General features: G+C 40.0%; 15 protein-coding genes and 1 pseudogene. 4 read left to right on the top strand and 12 right to left on the bottom strand.

Translation table 11 applies throughout. The features are described 5' to 3' along the window. Positions 1–731: 731 nt before the first annotated feature. Both CDG61_RS10810 and CDG61_RS10805 read right to left on the bottom strand, forming a co-directional pair. Positions 732–955 (bottom strand): annotated as a pseudogene (locus tag CDG61_RS10810) (phosphoribosylamine--glycine ligase); the annotation flags it as partial. Continuing rightward, positions 942–1496, bottom strand: a complete 555-nt coding sequence (locus CDG61_RS10805) for a GNAT family N-acetyltransferase (protein ID WP_087550890.1) — start codon at positions 1494–1496, stop codon at positions 942–944. The gene CDG61_RS10805 and the pseudogene CDG61_RS10810, both read right to left, overlap by 14 nt. Positions 1497–1585: 89 nt before the next feature. Between CDG61_RS10805 and CDG61_RS10800 the strand changes: the two genes are divergently transcribed. After that, on the top strand, positions 1586–2536 hold the full coding sequence (locus CDG61_RS10800; protein ID WP_087550891.1) for a DUF4062 domain-containing protein: 951 nt from the start codon (positions 1586–1588) through the stop codon (positions 2534–2536). A gap of 45 nt (positions 2537–2581) precedes the next feature. On the opposite strand, the gene purD is transcribed toward CDG61_RS10800, so the two are convergent. From purD to CDG61_RS10760, 8 genes are all read right to left on the bottom strand, one after another. Further along, complete coding sequence (gene purD / locus CDG61_RS10795) at positions 2582–3865, bottom strand: phosphoribosylamine--glycine ligase (protein ID WP_087550892.1); 1284 nt, start codon at positions 3863–3865, stop codon at positions 2582–2584. A 128-nt stretch (positions 3866–3993) separates the two neighbouring features. Continuing rightward, complete coding sequence (gene purH / locus CDG61_RS10790) at positions 3994–5568, bottom strand: bifunctional phosphoribosylaminoimidazolecarboxamide formyltransferase/IMP cyclohydrolase (RefSeq protein ID WP_087551064.1); 1575 nt, start codon at positions 5566–5568, stop codon at positions 3994–3996. A 92-nt stretch (positions 5569–5660) separates the two neighbouring features. Continuing rightward, positions 5661–5930: a DNA-binding transcriptional regulator Fis gene (fis, locus tag CDG61_RS10785; RefSeq protein WP_001086304.1), complete on the bottom strand. Its 270-nt coding sequence runs from the start codon at positions 5928–5930 to the stop codon at positions 5661–5663. Positions 5931–6320: 390 nt separating this feature from the next. Further along, positions 6321–7196, bottom strand: coding sequence for a DUF3426 domain-containing protein (locus CDG61_RS10780; protein ID WP_087550893.1), 876 nt, complete (start codon positions 7194–7196; stop codon positions 6321–6323). Between the two features lie 23 nt (positions 7197–7219). After that, positions 7220–8122, bottom strand: a complete 903-nt coding sequence (gene prmA, locus CDG61_RS10775; protein ID WP_087550894.1) for a 50S ribosomal protein L11 methyltransferase — start codon at positions 8120–8122, stop codon at positions 7220–7222. Positions 8123–8227: 105 nt separating this feature from the next. Next, positions 8228–9115 (bottom strand): bile acid:sodium symporter family protein, encoded by an 888-nt coding sequence (locus CDG61_RS10770; protein WP_087550895.1) that lies wholly within the window; start codon positions 9113–9115, stop codon positions 8228–8230. A gap of 100 nt (positions 9116–9215) precedes the next feature. Then, positions 9216–10097, bottom strand: coding sequence for a bile acid:sodium symporter family protein (locus CDG61_RS10765; RefSeq protein WP_087551065.1), 882 nt, complete (start codon positions 10095–10097; stop codon positions 9216–9218). A gap of 151 nt (positions 10098–10248) precedes the next feature. Then, positions 10249–10602, bottom strand: a complete 354-nt coding sequence (locus CDG61_RS10760) for a hypothetical protein (protein ID WP_087513848.1) — start codon at positions 10600–10602, stop codon at positions 10249–10251. Positions 10603–10835: 233 nt separating this feature from the next. On the opposite strand from CDG61_RS10760, the gene mnmG reads away from it, so the two are divergent. After that, complete coding sequence (gene mnmG, locus CDG61_RS10755; protein WP_087550896.1) at positions 10836–12716, top strand: tRNA uridine-5-carboxymethylaminomethyl(34) synthesis enzyme MnmG; 1881 nt, start codon at positions 10836–10838, stop codon at positions 12714–12716. 548 nt (positions 12717–13264) lie between these two features. Next, entirely contained in the window at positions 13265–13960 is a 696-nt protein-coding gene (locus CDG61_RS10750) for a hypothetical protein (protein WP_087550897.1), read from the top strand. A gap of 286 nt (positions 13961–14246) precedes the next feature. Here CDG61_RS10750 and CDG61_RS17575 read toward each other — a convergent pair whose 3' ends face one another. Continuing rightward, positions 14247–14507, bottom strand: a complete 261-nt coding sequence (locus tag CDG61_RS17575) for a hypothetical protein (RefSeq protein ID WP_087550898.1) — start codon at positions 14505–14507, stop codon at positions 14247–14249. A gap of 400 nt (positions 14508–14907) precedes the next feature. On the opposite strand from CDG61_RS17575, the gene mhpT reads away from it, so the two are divergent. After that, positions 14908–16113 carry a 3-(3-hydroxy-phenyl)propionate transporter MhpT gene (mhpT, locus tag CDG61_RS10740; protein WP_087513892.1) on the top strand — a complete coding sequence of 402 codons (1206 nt, stop codon included), beginning with the start codon at positions 14908–14910 and terminating at the stop codon, positions 16111–16113. Positions 16114–16508: 395 nt separating this feature from the next. Here the strand turns inward: mhpT and CDG61_RS10735 are convergent, their stop codons facing one another. Beyond that, positions 16509–17516, bottom strand: a complete 1008-nt coding sequence (locus CDG61_RS10735) for a helix-turn-helix transcriptional regulator (protein WP_087550899.1) — start codon at positions 17514–17516, stop codon at positions 16509–16511. Between the last annotated feature and the right edge of the window lie 107 nt (positions 17517–17623).

The following is a 17623-nucleotide window of genomic DNA, read 5'->3' as shown; positions in this document are numbered from 1 at the left end:
CTAAAGATTTGTTTATCATACCAATAAAATTTAATTATAAATAGTGTTGCTCTATTGAGATGTTTTAACGTGAATAATGTTCTAATTTAATACTATAAAGAAAAGAATATAGAAAACAAATGCTTTTATTAAACATTGAAGCAAATTTATCCTCTGAATTTACTTATATTGAATATATAAATTTTTTTGAATTTACTATCTGAATTATGAATATAGCAGTTTGGCAGGCATCGGGTTGAATCTCAGAATGTACTTGGAGCTGAAAGATCATCATGGATGAACAGCAAGTAACTGAAATAAAGTCCTGTTTCATAAGCTGTATAAGTGATCAGGCAGATTTGGATATTCAGTAGAGGAGCAGGTGTTTTTGATGCAAAAAAGCCAAAGCCTGAAGCCAACTGCATAATGAGAAAAGGGTATGAGAACCGTACTGATGGAAAACGGTAAGGTGCTTATAAGTCTCTGATTAAATATAAATTATCTGCTGTAATTTTAAATAAAACAACGTCCGGAAAATACCGGTTAAGTAATGAATGAGCCATCCTGTCTTTTTTTCAAAATTTCTTACAGAGCGTTGCATTATCTGATGATGGGTAGCTATAGATAGTTTATGCAGAATCCAGAAATCCTGTTTTGAGTTTCAGCTTTGAGCTTAAGTCTTTATAAATCTTAACTGACCGATTCTTTCTCTTAAATGAAAAAAACCGCCTAAGCGGGTTTTAGTGACTTAATTAAAAATAAGAATTTTTATGAGCAATTGCACGGTAAACAATATCTTTAGGGTACTGAACACCATCAAAAGTTACTTTCTGACAAAGTGCCAAAGCCAGAGCTTACGTTCACCAATGGTGTTAACAGGGTAGTCAGACAGTACACGACCGCCAGCAGTCACGATGTCGCCATTTTCATTGGCTTTAGTACCCATATGAAATACTTTAGCATCAACAAAATGTGTGATGCAGAAAATCACCGCGATGCATTTCGTAGAGTACATGACGATGTAATGGATGATCAGCTGAAAGAAATGGATGATCAAATTCTCTTACTTTATCCATACCGAGCCTTTGCATAACACCTTCGGATGGTGTGTTGATGCAGGCAGTCAATGAAATCACGCGATCTATACGTAAGTTTCTAAAAGCATGCTTTAACACCGCTTTAGCTCCTTCCGTTGCATAACCTTGATGCCAGTACTGGGGTAGTAAACGCCAGCCAATTTCAGGTGCGTCGGCTATTTCAAACTCAGGTGGATGTACGTGTAAGCCGATAAATCCAATAAATTCACCAGTCGCTTTTAGCTCTACGGCAAATAAGCCCCAATCACGTTTTTCAATGTCATTTTGGATACGTTGCAGAAAAGCGGTGGCTTCGGAAACATCAAGTTTTTTAGGGAAATATCGCATAACCTCGTCATCTGCACACATTTGGATAAATGGGGTAGTGTCGGAGTCTTGCCATTGGCGGAGGATCAGGCGATGGGTTGTAATATAAGTCATCGTAATATCTAAACTGATTTAATAATCACTGATTGTAAAAATATGTAATATTACTAAAATAGAGGTAAATTATATTGATTAGTTTACTTATGAAAAAATATCAAGTTTTTATCTCCTCTACCTATTTGGACTTAATCGATGAAAGACAAGCAGCTGTGGAAGCTATTTTAAAAGCTAGTCATATCCCTGCTGGAATGGAATTATTCACAGCATCCAATAAAAGTCAGTGGGACATTATTAAAAAATGGATTGATGAGTCTGATATTTATATGTTGATATTAGGTGGTCGTTATGGTTCTGTCGAGTCTGAATCAGGATTAAGTTATACAGAATTAGAATATAATTATGCTTTGCAACAAAACAAACCTTTGTTTGCTGTAATCATGGAGGATAAGGCACTTCAAGAAAAGGTTAAATTAATTGGATCTGATGTTTTAGAGCTCGATAACCCAGCTAAATTGAAAGATTTTAAAACTAAGGTCACATCATATATGTGTTCCTTCTTCGAAGATTATAAAGATATAAAATTAGCAGTACATGAAAGTATTGGACAATTACAAAAAGAAAATCAGGTGGTTGGTTGGATTAGAGCTGATTCTGTACAGAACCCTAAAGAATATTTAGATCAAATTTTAGATTTGCAACAAGAAATACGAACACTACAACAAGAGAATACTTTATTAAAAAGAAAGAAAACTGATAACAATACCCCAGAAGAAGAAATGATGGAATTAATTCAGTTATTTTCTCAAGAAAATGTCAGTTTAAAGCGATTACAAAATGAAGGAGTAAGCATCCCTGATGAAATAACCATATTAGATGCTTTGAAGCGTTGTCAAAAGAAACTCGTTGTTGGTGTGGATAATTCGATGAGTTCTACAGAGTATGATATGTTTATTTTTTATGATTTAGGGCCACATTTAATAATTCATAATTTAATGCAACAGCAGAAACTAACCAATACGGGTACGGCGAGTAAACTGACAATTACTGATAAAGGTAAGGAACTACTAGCATATATTGTGAAAAATAAATTATAAGTATAAAAAAACCCGCCTAAGCGGGTTTTCGTGATTTAAATGCGATTAAGCATTTTCACGCGCAATTGCACGGTAACCAATATCTTTACGGTATTGAACACCATCAAAAGTCACTTTTTGGCAAAGTTCCAAAGCTTTAGCTTGCGCTTCACCAATCGTATCACCCAAAGCAGTTACACAAAGTACACGACCGCCAGCAGTCACGATATCACCATTCTCAAGTGCTTTCGTACCTGCATGGAATACTTTGGCATCTGCCATTTCAGTATTTAAACCTGAAATCACATCGCCATTGCTTGAAGTTTCAGGGTAACCTTTCGATGCTAAAACGATACCTACAGTTTTACGTTCATCCCAATCAGCTTCCGCAGGTAAATTACCTGCAATACCTGCTTCAACCAGATCCACCAAAGATGATTTTAAACGCATCATGATCGGTTGAGTTTCAGGATCACCAAAACGACAGTTGAACTCGATCACTTTCGGTTGACCTTGTTCATCAATCATCAAGCCTGCATATAAGAAACCTGTATAAACGTGACCATCTGCTTTCATACCATCAACAGTTGGACGCATCACTTCACGCATGGTTTTTTCAAATACATCCGCTGTCACAACAGGAGCAGGAGAGTAAGCACCCATACCGCCAGTATTTGGACCTTGGTCGCCTTCAAAGATGCGTTTGTGGTCTTGCGATGTCGCCATCGGCAAGATGTTATCGCCATCAATCATACAAATGAAAGATGCTTCTTCACCTGCAAGAAATTCTTCGATGACTACACGAGAACCTGCATCACCAAACTTGTTGCCAGCCAGCATGTCATCAATCGCATCGAATGCTTCTTGATTGGTCATTGCAACAATTACACCTTTACCCGCAGCAAGACCATCTGCCTTGATTACGATCGGTGCACCATTTTTTTCAACAAAGGCTTTCGCTGTATCTACTTCAGTAAATACATCATAGAAAGCAGTAGGGATGTTATGGCGTTTAAGGAAGTGTTTCGCAAATGCTTTAGAGCCTTCAAGCTGTGCAGCGAACTGAGTTGGACCCCAGATTTTAACGCCAGCTTCACGACATGCATCAACCACACCATTTACAAGCGGTGCTTCAGGACCCACGATGACTAAATCAACTGCATTGTTTTTTGCAAAGTCGATGATCGCAGCATTGTCTAAAATATTTAAGGCAACATTTTCGCATTTATTTTCAGTTGCAGAACCTGCATTGCCCGGTGCTACAAATACTTTTGCGACTTTGTTATCCTGGGCGATTTTCCATGCCAATGCATGTTCACGACCGCCATTACCCAAAACTAAAATATTCATGATCAAAAATCCTTCCAGAAATAGAATCCCCCTAAATCCCCCTTTGGAAAGGGGGACTCCCTTCGTTCTATTATGATATAGAAAACCCTCCTTTATTAAAGGAGGGCTAGGGAGGATTTATATATTAATTAGTGACGGAAATGACGCATACCCGTGAATACCATTGCAATACCAGCTTCATCAGCAGCAGCAATGGTTTCTTCATCACGCATAGAACCACCCGGTTGGATAATGCATTTGATACCTGCTTTCGCAGCGTTATCAATACCATCACGGAATGGGAAGAATGCATCAGACGCCATTACAGCACCTTCAACCACTAAGCCTGCATGTTCAGCTTTAATCGCAGCAATACGAGCAGAGTTTACACGGCTCATTTGACCAGCGCCTACACCAATGGTTTGACGACCTTTTGCATAAACGATTGCGTTTGATTTAACGTATTTCGCAACTTTCCAGGCAAAGATTAAGTCATCAATTTCTGCTTCAGTTGGCGCACGTTTAGTCACAACTTTAAGGTCATCTTTAGTGATCATGCCTAAGTCTTGATCTTGAACCAGTAAACCACCGTTTACACGTTTGTAATCAAGTTGAGCTTTACGTTCAGTGATTGCAGGAAGTTCGCCACATACAAGTACACGGACATTTTTCTTCGCGCCAGTCACTTCAAGTACGCCATCAGCGATGCTTGGAGCAATGATCACTTCAACGAATTGACGGTCTACAATCGCTTGCGCAGTTGCAACATCTAATTCACGGTTGAATGCAATGATGCCACCAAATGCAGATTCAGGATCTGTTGCGTATGCAAGATCATAAGCAGCATGGATACCATCTAGAGAAACAGCAACACCACAAGGGTTTGCATGTTTAACGATCACACAAGCAGGTTTTGCAAATGATTTCACACATTCAAGTGCTGCATCTGTATCTGCAATGTTGTTATAAGACAGCTCTTTACCTTGAAGTTGTTTCGCTGTAGAAACAGACGCTTCAGTCGCAGTATCTTCTACATAGAATGCAGCTGATTGATGCGGGTTTTCACCATAACGAAGGTCTTGAACTTTGTTCAGTTGAGTATTGAAAGTACGCGCAAATTTGTCTGCTTCGCCTTCTTCTTTACCTACGCGAGCGCCTAAGTAAGAAGCAATCATACCGTCATATTGTGCAGTATGTTCAAATGCTTTTACTGCAAGGTCAAAACGAGTCGCATGAGATAAAGCACCGTTCGCTTTTAACTCTTCAACCACAGTTGCATAGTCAGATGCATTTACCACGATACCTACAGAGGCATGGTTTTTCGCAGCTGCACGAACCATTGTTGGACCACCGATGTCGATATTTTCAATTGCATCAGCCAGTGAACAGTTCGGTTTAGCAACAGTTGCAGCAAATGGATATAAGTTAACAACAACTAAATCAATCGCATCAATGTTGTGTTCAGCCATTGCAGCTTCATCCAGGCCACGACGAGCCAGGATACCACCATGAATTTTTGGATGCAGTGTTTTTACACGACCATCCATCATTTCAGGGAAGCCAGTATGCTCTGAAACTTCTACTACAGACACATTGTTGTCTTTAAGCAACTTATATGTACCACCTGTAGATAAAATTTCCACCCCAAGAGCAACAAGGTTCTGGGCAAATTCAACGATCCCGGTTTTATCAGAAACAGAGATTAAAGCGCGTTTAATAGTCATGATCATCGTCAACAGTTTAAGTCTGGATATTTAACAAATAGCTAAAACGTAGGTAAAAAAAATGCCCACGCAAGCCGTGAGCATTTTATCATTTATTCACTCATTAAACCGTGAGCTTTTAACTTTTTACGTAAAGTTCCGCGGTTCAGTCCGAGAATCTCCGCAGCACGCGTCTGGTTGCCACGAGTATATTCAAGAACTACAGATAGAAGTGGTTTCTCCATTTCTGCCAGCACCATGTCGTATACCTGCGAAGGCTGTTCGCCCTGCAACTGAGCAAAGTAATGACGAACTGCGCGATCTACGTGGATACGAAGAGCGACATCAGATTGTGCAGTAAAAATAGGAGATTTGCTATTCATGCGAATTAATCCGAAAAATCAGATACCACCTGGGTAAAGGTGATATGTAAAAAAAATGGTCTAAAAATTTAATGAACTCCGTTTTAGATCCTAAAACGGGCGCTCTAAAACTTAATCATTAGCTTGCCACAACTCAGCGCTTTGGTCGAAAAATAAGCGTAACAATAGTTAAATATTTGTTACCGACCAATTTCAGAACAAAAAATCCTACTCGTGCGCATCATTGATTAAATAAGGCGCATCAGCATGACTGTTTATTGTGAAAATTAACGGGGAGTTCGCAGCACAAAGCTTTCGTGGCGCGTATGATACCATTGTCTTAGAAAAAGTGAGCAAGAAAACTGCACTTTTTTTACATTTTTTTTACATTTTTAATAGTTTTTTTCAATATCAAGGGTGAATGATTTCCAATGTATAGGAATCGAAGTCTTTACGGTCCTTGGGCAGGCTAAATTCAAACTTAAATGGACTGTGTTTAGGAATACGCTGGATACCACTCAGACTCTTGACCAGGTACTGATGCGGATGCAGGGTGTAAACACCGATACTTTCACCACGTTCTTTGAGTGTGACCTGCAGGTTTGGTAATAAAAGGCTTTTTTCATGATAGTTGATCAGTTCACCGGTAAACTGAACTTCATTTTTGCTGACCCGCTTTACTTTGACCCGGTTTGTAGAAATCATGCTGTAGGTTTTTTCAAGCGTTCTACAGTTGACCAGCTGGCAGGTACTGTTGAAAATTGCACTGAGTGCAGGGCTGTTGTTCAGAAAATTAGGGTTGAACCAAAGCACCTGAAAGGTCAGTAAGCCGACGAGTAAAAAGTTGATGGTAGCCCAGATAATATAATAAGCAGGACCATGCTGTTTTTTGACTTCAGCTTCGTGATCTGAAAGATTCAGGGTTGGGAAGTTACCAATCGGTTCTGTTCCAAAATAATTCAGGTTGTTCAGATAAGTTTTCAGATCAATATTTGAGTGTTCAACTTTGCGGTCGAAAATGGACAGCAGGACATGTTCACTTTCATTGTCCTGTGCATTCTGAAGGCTTTGCAGAATAGCGGTATTGAAGGTGTCCTCAGGCAGTGGTTCATTTTGTGCAGCTGCACTTTCAGCAGATGTACCTGCAACCGTGATCAGGTTGGTCAGTGCATTGAATGTTGCTGAACATTTAGGACAACAAACCATACCCTGAGCAACAGTCAGTTGAGCCACAGAGACTTTATATACTGTAGAACATTCAGGGCACTTGGTTTGTTTATCACTCATAATTTACTGTTTAAAACTAAAAATTAATATTGCTGGCGTTTTCCAGAAATTCTGCACCAGTTTTCATCACGCTTTTCGATCTCTACTATATCAAAAAATTCAGAATAAACACCAGTAACATCAGTAACTTGCTCTTCTATTACACCTGCAAGTGCGAACTCACCCTCAGATTTAATTAAAGTTGAGAATTCTTCTGCAAGTGACATCAGTGGTCCGGCAAGAATATTTGCAACCAGAATATCGGCCTGTTTAGCTTTAAACTCTGCATTGAACTCTTCTGGAAGACCTACATATAAGTTTTCAAGTACGCCATTCAGTTCTGCATTCTGTTTTGTTGCCAGTACAGCCTGTGGGTCAATATCTGTGGCATATACTTTTTTAGCACCCAGAAGCAGTGCAGCAACACCTAAAATACCTGAACCACAACCGTAATCAATCACAATCTTATCTTTAACATCAGTTTTGCCTAACCATTGCAGGCATAAGAATGTCGAAGCGTGATTACCTGTACCGAATGCCAGTCCTGGATCAAGTTTGATATTGACCGCATCTGCTTCAGGTGCTTCCATCCATTCGGGTACGATCCAGTACTTTTCACCAATCTGAATAGGCTCATAAGCATCCATCCAGGTGCGTTCCCATTCCTGGTCTTCAAGAAATTCACTGCGCATCGGCTCTGTAGGGAGCTGAGTACGGATGAATGTCTCCAGTGAGGCAACATCAATCGTTTCATCGTCTTCCTGGGCATAGATACCCGTCACGATGACTTTATTCCAAAGAGGTGTTTCACCTGGAAGTGGTTCAAGCAGATCCTGATTTTCAGCATCATCCAGGGTAACACTGACTGCTCCAAGTGAACTGAGCAGTGTTTCAGTAAAATCAACCTGAGCCTGATCAACTGTAATATGAATTTGTAACCACTTCACGGTAATAACCTAAATCTGATTCTAAAAAGCTATTGTAACCAGCAGTAACCGGAACGGCTACTGCTGGAACGCATCTGAAAGCCTTAATCATGTAAAGAACTGACTTCAGGCAGTCTGCTGTGACTCTGTTGCTGGCTGGACAGGCGCAAACCTGTTCAGCAGGAAACCAAAAATTGCGGCAAAGAAATACATGAACAATGAATAGACCGCAGCAGGCATTGCCGCGGTGGAGCTTGCCATCACCGTCAGTGCTATAGTCATCGCCAGTGTACTGTTATGAATACCGATCTCAAATGCACATGCGCGTGCCTGGGTACTGCTGATACCTGCTAAACGGGGAACAAAGTAGCCGATCAGCAGACTGCATAAACAGAAAATTACAGTTGCGAGACCAACCTGAGTCAGGTATTCCATAATCTGATGACGTTCTTTGGCAATCGCTCCAATAATGATTAATACAAGGAAAACCACTGCAAAAATCCGTAATGGTTTGTTCATTTTCTCCGTAAATTTTGGGGCAAAATGCCGGATCAGCATCCCGATACAGACAGGGATAATAATGATGCTGAAAACCTGAAGAATTTTACTGAACTGTAAGGTGATCTGTTGACCATCATTCATAAAATGCTGAATGGAAAGATTGACAATCAGGGGGAGGGAAACAGCTGCAATCACTGAATTGATGGCTGTTAAGGTAATATTCAGTGCAATATCGCCTTTAAAGAGATAGCTGAACAGGTTTGCTGTACTGCCCCCAGGTGAAGCGGCGAGCAGCATTAAACCTACTGCCAGTACGGGCGGTAAAGCCAGTATTTTACAGAGCAGAAAAGCAATTCCAACCAGTAGAACCAGCTGGCAGAACAGTGCAAGCAGAACAGCTTTAGGGTGTCTGGTCACCCGCGCAAAATCTTTTGGGGTCAGTTCCAGCCCAAGCCCAATCATAATAATAGCTAAGGCTAAAGGTAATAATATTGTAATGATTCCTGAATCCATCAGTTCAAACTCCTGTCCTTGTTCTATTAAGCAGACTTTATGTTGAAGTCTGTATATTTTTTTCAGTTTTTAAGCTTGTAATTTTAATATAGAACAGAATTCAGAACTTGTCCTCAGAAATTATTTCATTGCTGGAATGACTCGTCAGAATGAACCCGAAAATCGTGGCAAATACATACATGACAATGGAGTAAATAGCCGCAGGAACCGCAATGGTTGTGCTGTTCAGTACGGTCAGGGCAATCGCCATAGCGACTGTGGTGTTATGAATGCCGACCTCAAATGCACAGGCACGAGCCTGTTTGTCGGGTACGCCTGCAAGCTGAGGGACAACATAACCCGTCACCAGTCCACTGAAGCAGAACAGGGCGGTGGCTATCCCAATTTCAGAAAAATATTCCAGTACATTACTTCTTTCCTGATACAGGGCATACAGAAATAAGCCTGCTAAAAAACAGATGGACAGATACCGCATGGGTTTATTCATTTTCTGTGCAAATTCGGGCATGGATGTCCGCAATGCCATACCCACGCACACAGGTACAATAATCAGTAAGAAAATTAAGGTTATTTTTTCAATAGGCATTGCCATTTCCTGGGTTTCTCCTAAGAAATAGGCAATGGAAAGGCTGACGATAAAAGGCATAGTAAAGGTGGAAACCAGGGAGTTGATCCCCGTCAGGCTGATATTGAGGGCAACATCGCCTTTAAATATATAGCTGAACATATTGGCTGTTGGACCGCCTGGAGACGCGGCGAGTAGCATCAGTCCTACTGACAGCAGTGGTGGCAATGTCAACAGGACACAGATCAGGAACGCAATAATGACCAGTAAAATCTGCTGTGAAAATAATGCCAGAAATATAGCCTTAGGATACTGGTTGACCCTGATGAAATCCCTGGGTGACAGTTCAAGTCCCAACCCCGTCATCATGATGGCCAGCGTAATTGGCAATAAAAAGGTAAATAAACCTGTGCCCATGCGAACCTTTATTATTTTTTCTTTGATTATTGAGAGTTTATAGACGTTTTTACCATTGGCAATAAACGCAGCAGTCATAAAATGAAATATTTATGACTGCTTTATTGGTTAAGTCACATGAGAAAAGAATTAAGTGAAACAGGTCATTATTTTATGACTTTGGTTGTGGGGGAACAAAACCTAAAGCACATTTACCTTTAATTTCCTGTCCCTCTATATTGATTGATTTTGTGTTGCTGTCGCTCTGACAGACTGAATTTAATTCGGCTTCATCACCTTTGATGGCTGCTTTTCTGGAAGATGCAAAAAACTGAGGTTCACATGTGCCATTCCAGATAATTCCTCTGAAGGCAAAGCTGACCTGATCTCCCTGGGTTTTTCCTTTACAGACCTGCTGAAACTTCTGTGCGTCATAAATGGTTTCAACTTTGTCATTTGCCTGGAGTGCAAAGGAACTGAACAGCAAACCACACATCAGAAATGAAACGGGGAAAATTTTATTCATCATGTTAATCCTTTCGTTTGTTCAGATTCACATTATTCAGAATAAAAAAGACTCAGAAAAAAACAATCTGAATCCAGTGCTGTTTCAGTAAACAACCACAGGCTTTCAGTAACATAAAAAGGCATGAAACGGATTTGTCCGGTCAGTACAAGATAATTGAGTGACAGGGTCAACTTATTCGATGGTTTTTGCTATAATGATCTGTCATTCTTTTTTTATCTCTCTATACCACTATGCATTATCCTAAAGTTTACGATGTCATTGTTATCGGCGGCGGTCACGCTGGTACGGAAGCGGCACTTGCTGCGGCGCGTATGGGGCGACAGACGTTGCTCCTGACGCATAACATTGAGACTTTGGGGCAGATGAGCTGTAACCCGGCCATTGGTGGTATTGGTAAATCTCACCTGGTACGTGAAATTGATGCCCTGGGCGGTGCAATGGCACTTGCTGCCGACAAAGGCGGTATTCAGTTCCGTATTCTGAACTCACGTAAAGGCGCGGCAGTACGTGCGACACGTGCGCAAGCTGACCGTATCCGCTATAAAGCGGCTATTCGGGATACTTTGGAAAATCAGGCAAACCTGGATATTTTCCAGCAGGCAGCAGATGATCTGATCGTTGAAGGTGATACCGTCAAAGGTGTTGTCACACAGATGGGTATCCGTTTTGATGCGAAAACAGTTGTCCTGACAACGGGTACATTCCTCGGTGGTGTAATCCACGTCGGTCTAAATAATTCATCAGGTGGTCGTGCCGGTGATCCACCATCAATTTCACTTGCTGCACGCCTACGTGAGCTGAAACTGCCAGTGGGTCGTTTAAAAACAGGTACACCACCACGTATTGACGCACGTTCTGTTGATTTCTCTGTAATGACACCACAGCCTGGTGATTTCCCATCGCCAACCATGTCATTTATGGGCGATGCTTCAATGCATCCTGAGCAGGTGAACTGTTACATCACGCATACCAATGAGCGTACGCATGAGATTATCCGTGGTGGTCTGGATCGTTCCCCAATGTATACTGGTGTGATTGAAGGGGTTGGTCCACGTTACTGTCCATCCATTGAAGACAAGATTCACCGTTTTGCAGACAAAGATTCTCACCAGGTATTCCTTGAGCCAGAAGGTCTGGATACGCATGAGCTTTATCCAAACGGTATTTCAACTTCTTTACCTTTTGACGTACAGTTTGAACTGGTTCGCTCAATCCGTGGTATGGAGAATGCGCACATTCTTCGTCCGGGTTATGCAATTGAATATGATTATTTCAACCCACAATCTTTGAAATTCTCTTTGGAAACGAAATCCATCAATAACCTATATTTTGCTGGTCAGATCAATGGTACCACAGGTTATGAAGAAGCGGGTGCGCAGGGCTTACTGGCTGGTTTAAATGCTGCACGCCGTGCGTGGGATCAGGAGCAGTGGACACCAAAACGTGATGAAGCGTATATGGGCGTTCTTGTTGATGACCTGATTACACTTGGTACCAAAGAACCGTATCGCATGTTTACTTCTCGTGCAGAATACCGTCTGATGCTTCGTGAAGACAATGCTGATCAGCGTTTAACAGCCATTGGTCGTGAAATGGGTCTTGTGGACGATGAACGTTGGGCTTCTTATTGTGAAAAAATGGAAGCAGTAGAAACTGAAAAAGCACGTTTACAACACCTTTGGGCTGCACCAAACAATCCAATGGGTAAAAAATTCGTTGAAATGACGGGTGATGATCTTTCTAAAGAGTCTTCTGCGATTGATCTGTTGAAACGTCCGAATATCAGTTTTGCTCAAATTGCTGAACTGACAGGTTCTGAAGTATCTGCATTTGTGGGTGAACAGATCGAGATTGCGGTGAAATATGCGGGTTATATTAACCGTCAGCAGGAAGACGTTGCTCAGATGAAACGTCTGGAAGATACACGTATTCCGGCAGATTTTGATTATGATGTGGTTTCAGGTCTATCCCGTGAAATTACTCTGAAACTGAAAGATGTCCGTCCTGAAACTTTAGGTCAGGCAAGCCGTATTCCAGGTGTAACACCTGCGGCAGTTCAGTTGGTGATGATTACCATCCGTAAGAATGCTCAAACGAAAAAATCTGCTTAGGTTTTAAAAAAATCGAGGAAGCCTGCGGAAGCAGGCTTTTTTGGTTTAGGCTACTTTTCTGCTTCCTCTTTTGCTTTTAAGTTTAAGTGATTTAAAAGTTCAATGAACTGATGTTCATTGTGGACATTGTCTAGGTCTTTGTCTGTTGATAAATGAGTCATCATAGCTGTGTTAAAAAAATTACAGAATTAGTCCGACCGCATACCCAAGTTGTCACTTAAATTTGAGCAATTTAGGAAAGCCCTATCTTTAAAGTCTTTATGCAACAAAGCCTCTGAGAAATATTTCTGAAATGATGACAGAGCCTGGTGAAAGGCTCTATGGGTCTCTCGATAAGGTTAAGGATAATATTCTGAATAGGCTGTGATAAAAAATCTTTAGAAACAGTTAAAGGTTATATTGAGCACAGTATTAAAGTATGGAATGGTGAAAAACTTAAATTTGGTGGAAAGTTGGATTACTCATGTTGATAGATTAAAAAGAGAAAGAGAGGTGTTAGACTTTGTTAATAAAAGAATTCAAATATCGAGATAAGGTTGTTATAGAAAATGTTAAGTAATAATAATTGTGAAAAAACCATAAATTTGTTGAAAGAACAAATTTATGGTAGTGGTACTCAGGGTCGTGTTGCTAATGATATTAGTGATTTAATAAATTATGATGAAAGCGCTATAGAGGGGTTAGCAATTGTATTAAGAGAGAATAATACTAATGAGTTAGCTCGTATGATTTCAAGTATATTAAGTGAGCTGACAGATGATAGGTTGAAAAAAAATGAAACTATAGAAAATATTGCTAATGAACTTGCTAAAGTGAATGATTTTAGAGTGTGGTGCGATTTGGTAAGACCGATCTTTTTGAATTTAGATCAGAGCCTGTTTGGCAAGCTTTTTGTTAAAGGATTACACCATAATAATTTAATAGCTAGAGCCTTCTTTTTTGAAAAAATTGTATATTTGTCAGATTCTACAATAATTAATTTAATAGATTTTTTTGATGATCCACTTGAAAAAATATATTTTGAAAAATTATTGAGTGCGAGTGAGGTATCATTCGAATGGTGTAAGGCTAATATTGTTAATCCAAATATTTTTATTAAAAATATTGTATTTAGAATTATTGAAAAATCAAATAAATTTAGCTTTGATCAAATTATTTCTTTAGTTAGATATGCAAATGATGAGAATATTTGGGAAGCATTTACTTTTTATAGCAAATTCTCAGATAAATTGTCTAATATTTAAATCTTCTTAAGTTGTTTAGAAATCATATGTTGATATGAAAGACTGTGATTGTTTACTAACTTTTATTCAAATATATAGGATAACTGGTGAATTAAATAAAGAGTAGGTTGCTAATCTATTCTTTACTTATTCATGGCTTTGTTGCACAAAGCTATTCTTAAAGGCTTCTTCAGCAATATAATTTCCAAATGAAGAAGCCTGTATTCAAAATGTATAGTACAACGAATTGCTCCTCTTATAATTAAGCTCTAATCAAGTGAGGAAATATTTCAATTTGGTTCGATCCTCAGACGGTAATTCCTCCAAGGAAAAATGCAAGGCCATGGAAAGATAAGAAATAGGGATCTCTAGAGAGAAATGAATTATTGAAAACAGTCAAACGTACAGCCTGGATTGGAAACAGAGTATGAATTTCTTCAATCAAACCAGTAGCGGAAGGGACGCCAGCTGAGATTGAACAACCTGCACCTGTAAAAAAGACATAAGGCTTTTCATTTTCTTTTGCTTGTTTTAAAAGCTGTGCGACTTCCTGTACTGTAAAACTCATTTTATAACTTATTAAAAAATATAATTATTTTATTATAATGGATTTGAGCCAAATGGACAGTGGTTTTTCCAGATTAAAGATTTTGAACTTGTATTTGATGCAGGTAGGATGAATGTGATGATAAGGAATAAAGTCTTTTGAAGATAAAAATATATATCACTATTGATTTTAGCTATGATTCGATCAATAAAATGTTTTTTCTATATAAGATATTGTTTTTATAGTTATTATTAAGTAGTGATATGTTGGAAATATTGTAATACAACGTTTTAGGTCTTAATGGGCTTAAAAAACTAAAAGTAATTCCGACCATTGTAGTGGTATTTATTCTCTGAATTTAGGCAGACACTCCATGCCATGGCGTATGACCGTATATACGCTTTATGAATGGAGTTCGATTATGGCAAGTCAACAATCAGGAAAAATGCAAAAATTCCTTACTGTATTTTTGTGTTTCTGGGTGGCATTCTTTGAAGGATTTGACCTTCAGGCACCCGGTATTGCTGCGAAAGGAATTGCAGCGACATTTTCCTTGGACCAGGTACAGATGGGCTATGTATTCAGCCTGGGTGTATTTGGTATGTTATTTGGTGCATTCTTTGGTGGTCGTATTGCAGACTATCTGGGACAGAAAAAAGTCCTGATGCTGTCGATTGCAATTTTCGGTCTGTTTTTCAGCCTGAGTGCAATTGCGCCAAATACAGAAATTCTTTATCTCTCACGTTTTTTCACGGGGCTTGGACTTGGGGCTGCGATGCCAACCATGATTTCAGTTGTGGGTGATGAGGCGACAGAGGCAAACCGTGGAAAACTGAACAGTCTGATGTACTGTGGCTTACCGGTTGGCGCAATTTTTGTTGCAGGTCTGGGCATTTTCTTTCCGGATGTTTCATGGCATACACTGTTTCTGATCGGTGGGATTACACCACTTGTTCTGATTCCTTTCATGGCATTTATTCTAAAAGACAAAAGAAAAGAACAGACAGTGACCGAAGGTACAGGCGATGTACCAGGGATGTCTGAGATTCTGTTTTCACAGAAGAAATATCAGCAGACTTTGCCTTTGTGGGTCAGCTTTTTCTTTACCCTGATGGTCAATTATATTCTGATCAGCTGGTTGCCAAATCTGCTGATGGAGCAGGGGCTTGAAAAGAAACAGGCATTTACCATCATGCTGGTTTTTCAGGTCGGTGCTGTGGTTGGTACGCTTGCCTTTGGTTATCTGCTTGACCGTCTGAAACTGTGGCAGATGTCCGTTATTATTTATACAGGTCTGTTTATTTCAGTATTTACACTGTTTACAACAACCTCTATTCCGGTACTTATTGTTGCAGGTGTTATGGGCGGAATTTTCTCTACAGGCGGTCAGTCCATTCTGTATGGTATTTCTCCAATCTTCTATTCAGCCGCGGGTAAAGTGACAGGTGTCGGCAGTGCAATTTCGCTGGGTCGCCTGGGTGCGATGACAGGACCATTGCTGACAGGAAAGATTCTGGCTTTAGGGCTGGGGACAACAGGTATTCTTGTTGCCAGTGCACCGGGTATTTTACTGTCAGCTGTTGCTGTAACTGCATTATCCCGCTATAAAGCATCGAAAAAAGACTAAAAATTTAATCCTCAGAAGTTTTCAGGACAGCAGATGCTGTCCTTTTTTATATTCTGAATATTGTAATTCTTTTGGCTTCTTAGCTGAAAATAAGATTTATTCTGCAAAACTGTTTATTTCACAAGTGGATTGAGTGTCTGTACATTAGCTTTATAGCCAACGAGAGGAGTCCGCAATATGACTAAAAAATCCATCCGATATAACACAGCAGAACTTGCTTGCCGATGTTATTCCATGTGTTCACGAATGCAGTGAGGTTTTGATTCAGAAGGAGTGAGATGGATAAGAAGAGCAAAATACATCCACCAGATGAATCATGACCTTCCTTGTCAATGTGCTAAAACAAAAATAAGATGAATATGAAAACTGCTAAAGTCCCTGTAAAGGGACTTTTTTTATTCAGTCGTCTGTGCCGTAACTTCATGCACAGCATTATGAACTTCAGCAGGTTCAATCTGGATCAGTTTTTTACCAAAACTGCGTAACCACCAGACCAGCTGTAATGTAAACGGAACCAGTGCTTTTACTTCATACAGACCATTATCCAGACGGGTAATACTCTGATTCATGCTCAGCTGACTTTCATCAAAATAAGCAAGATCAGACTCTGCAACAGTAAGTTTCAGTTCAATATTTTCAGTGGCTTTACTGAAATCGACTCGGAATCCTAATGCGCCCGAATCAATATAACTGTCTATGTCAAAATTTACAGGATGCAATGCACGGGTATTCATGACAGTGGCTGATTTAAATCGGTGCAATGCAAAGGTCTGAATATCCGTTTTGTCATGACGGGTACAGATCAGATAAATAATTGCACCTTTTTGTACCAGTGCCAGTGGGTTAAGAATATAGGTTTTTTCTTCAGGGCTGTTGCGTCCCTGATAAATACATTCCAGTTGCTTATCCTGTAAAAGTCCCTCGTAAATGGACTGCTGAGCATTTTTTTCCACGACCGGCGGTATCAAAGGCTGACTGGCAGGAACAATCCGCACACGGTTGATCCACTGACGGACATTGTTCTGTGTGGACAGATTTCTACGGGCAAGATCAAACCAGGGATTCATTTCATCCAGCAGACTTGGGGGAAGCAGATGTTTCAGGTGTTCTTCCACCATCATAAAAGTAACCGCCTGTGAGCTGGTCATATGAGGCAGGCTCTGAATCGGAGCATCTGCCCGCCAGCGCCATCCCTGTGGGACTTCCTTGTTACTTTCAATTGGAAACCGCTGAGAAATCTGATTGAGATCACGCTGAATGGTACGCAGGCTGATATCAATACCTTCCCGTTGCAGGGTGTCCTGAAGCTCACGTGTACCAGTCCATTTTCCTGAAGAAAGACGGGATAAAATTTGCCATTGTCTGTAGAGACTGTTGGATGTTTCTTTTTCTTGTGCTGACATAATTTAAAAATCAAAAAATGGCTGAATTTATCGTAAAAAACGGGATAGCCACACAATAAGAAAACCTGGCCAGAATGGCAAGTTTTTGTGTCCAGTACGGGCTATAT

The sequence above is a fragment of the Acinetobacter sp. WCHAc010052 genome, from assembly GCF_002165295.2.
Classification (GTDB): Bacteria; Pseudomonadota; Gammaproteobacteria; order Pseudomonadales; family Moraxellaceae; genus Acinetobacter; species Acinetobacter chinensis.
Note: the sequence above shows the minus strand (reverse complement) of the source record. Positions and strands in the feature narration are given on the sequence as shown.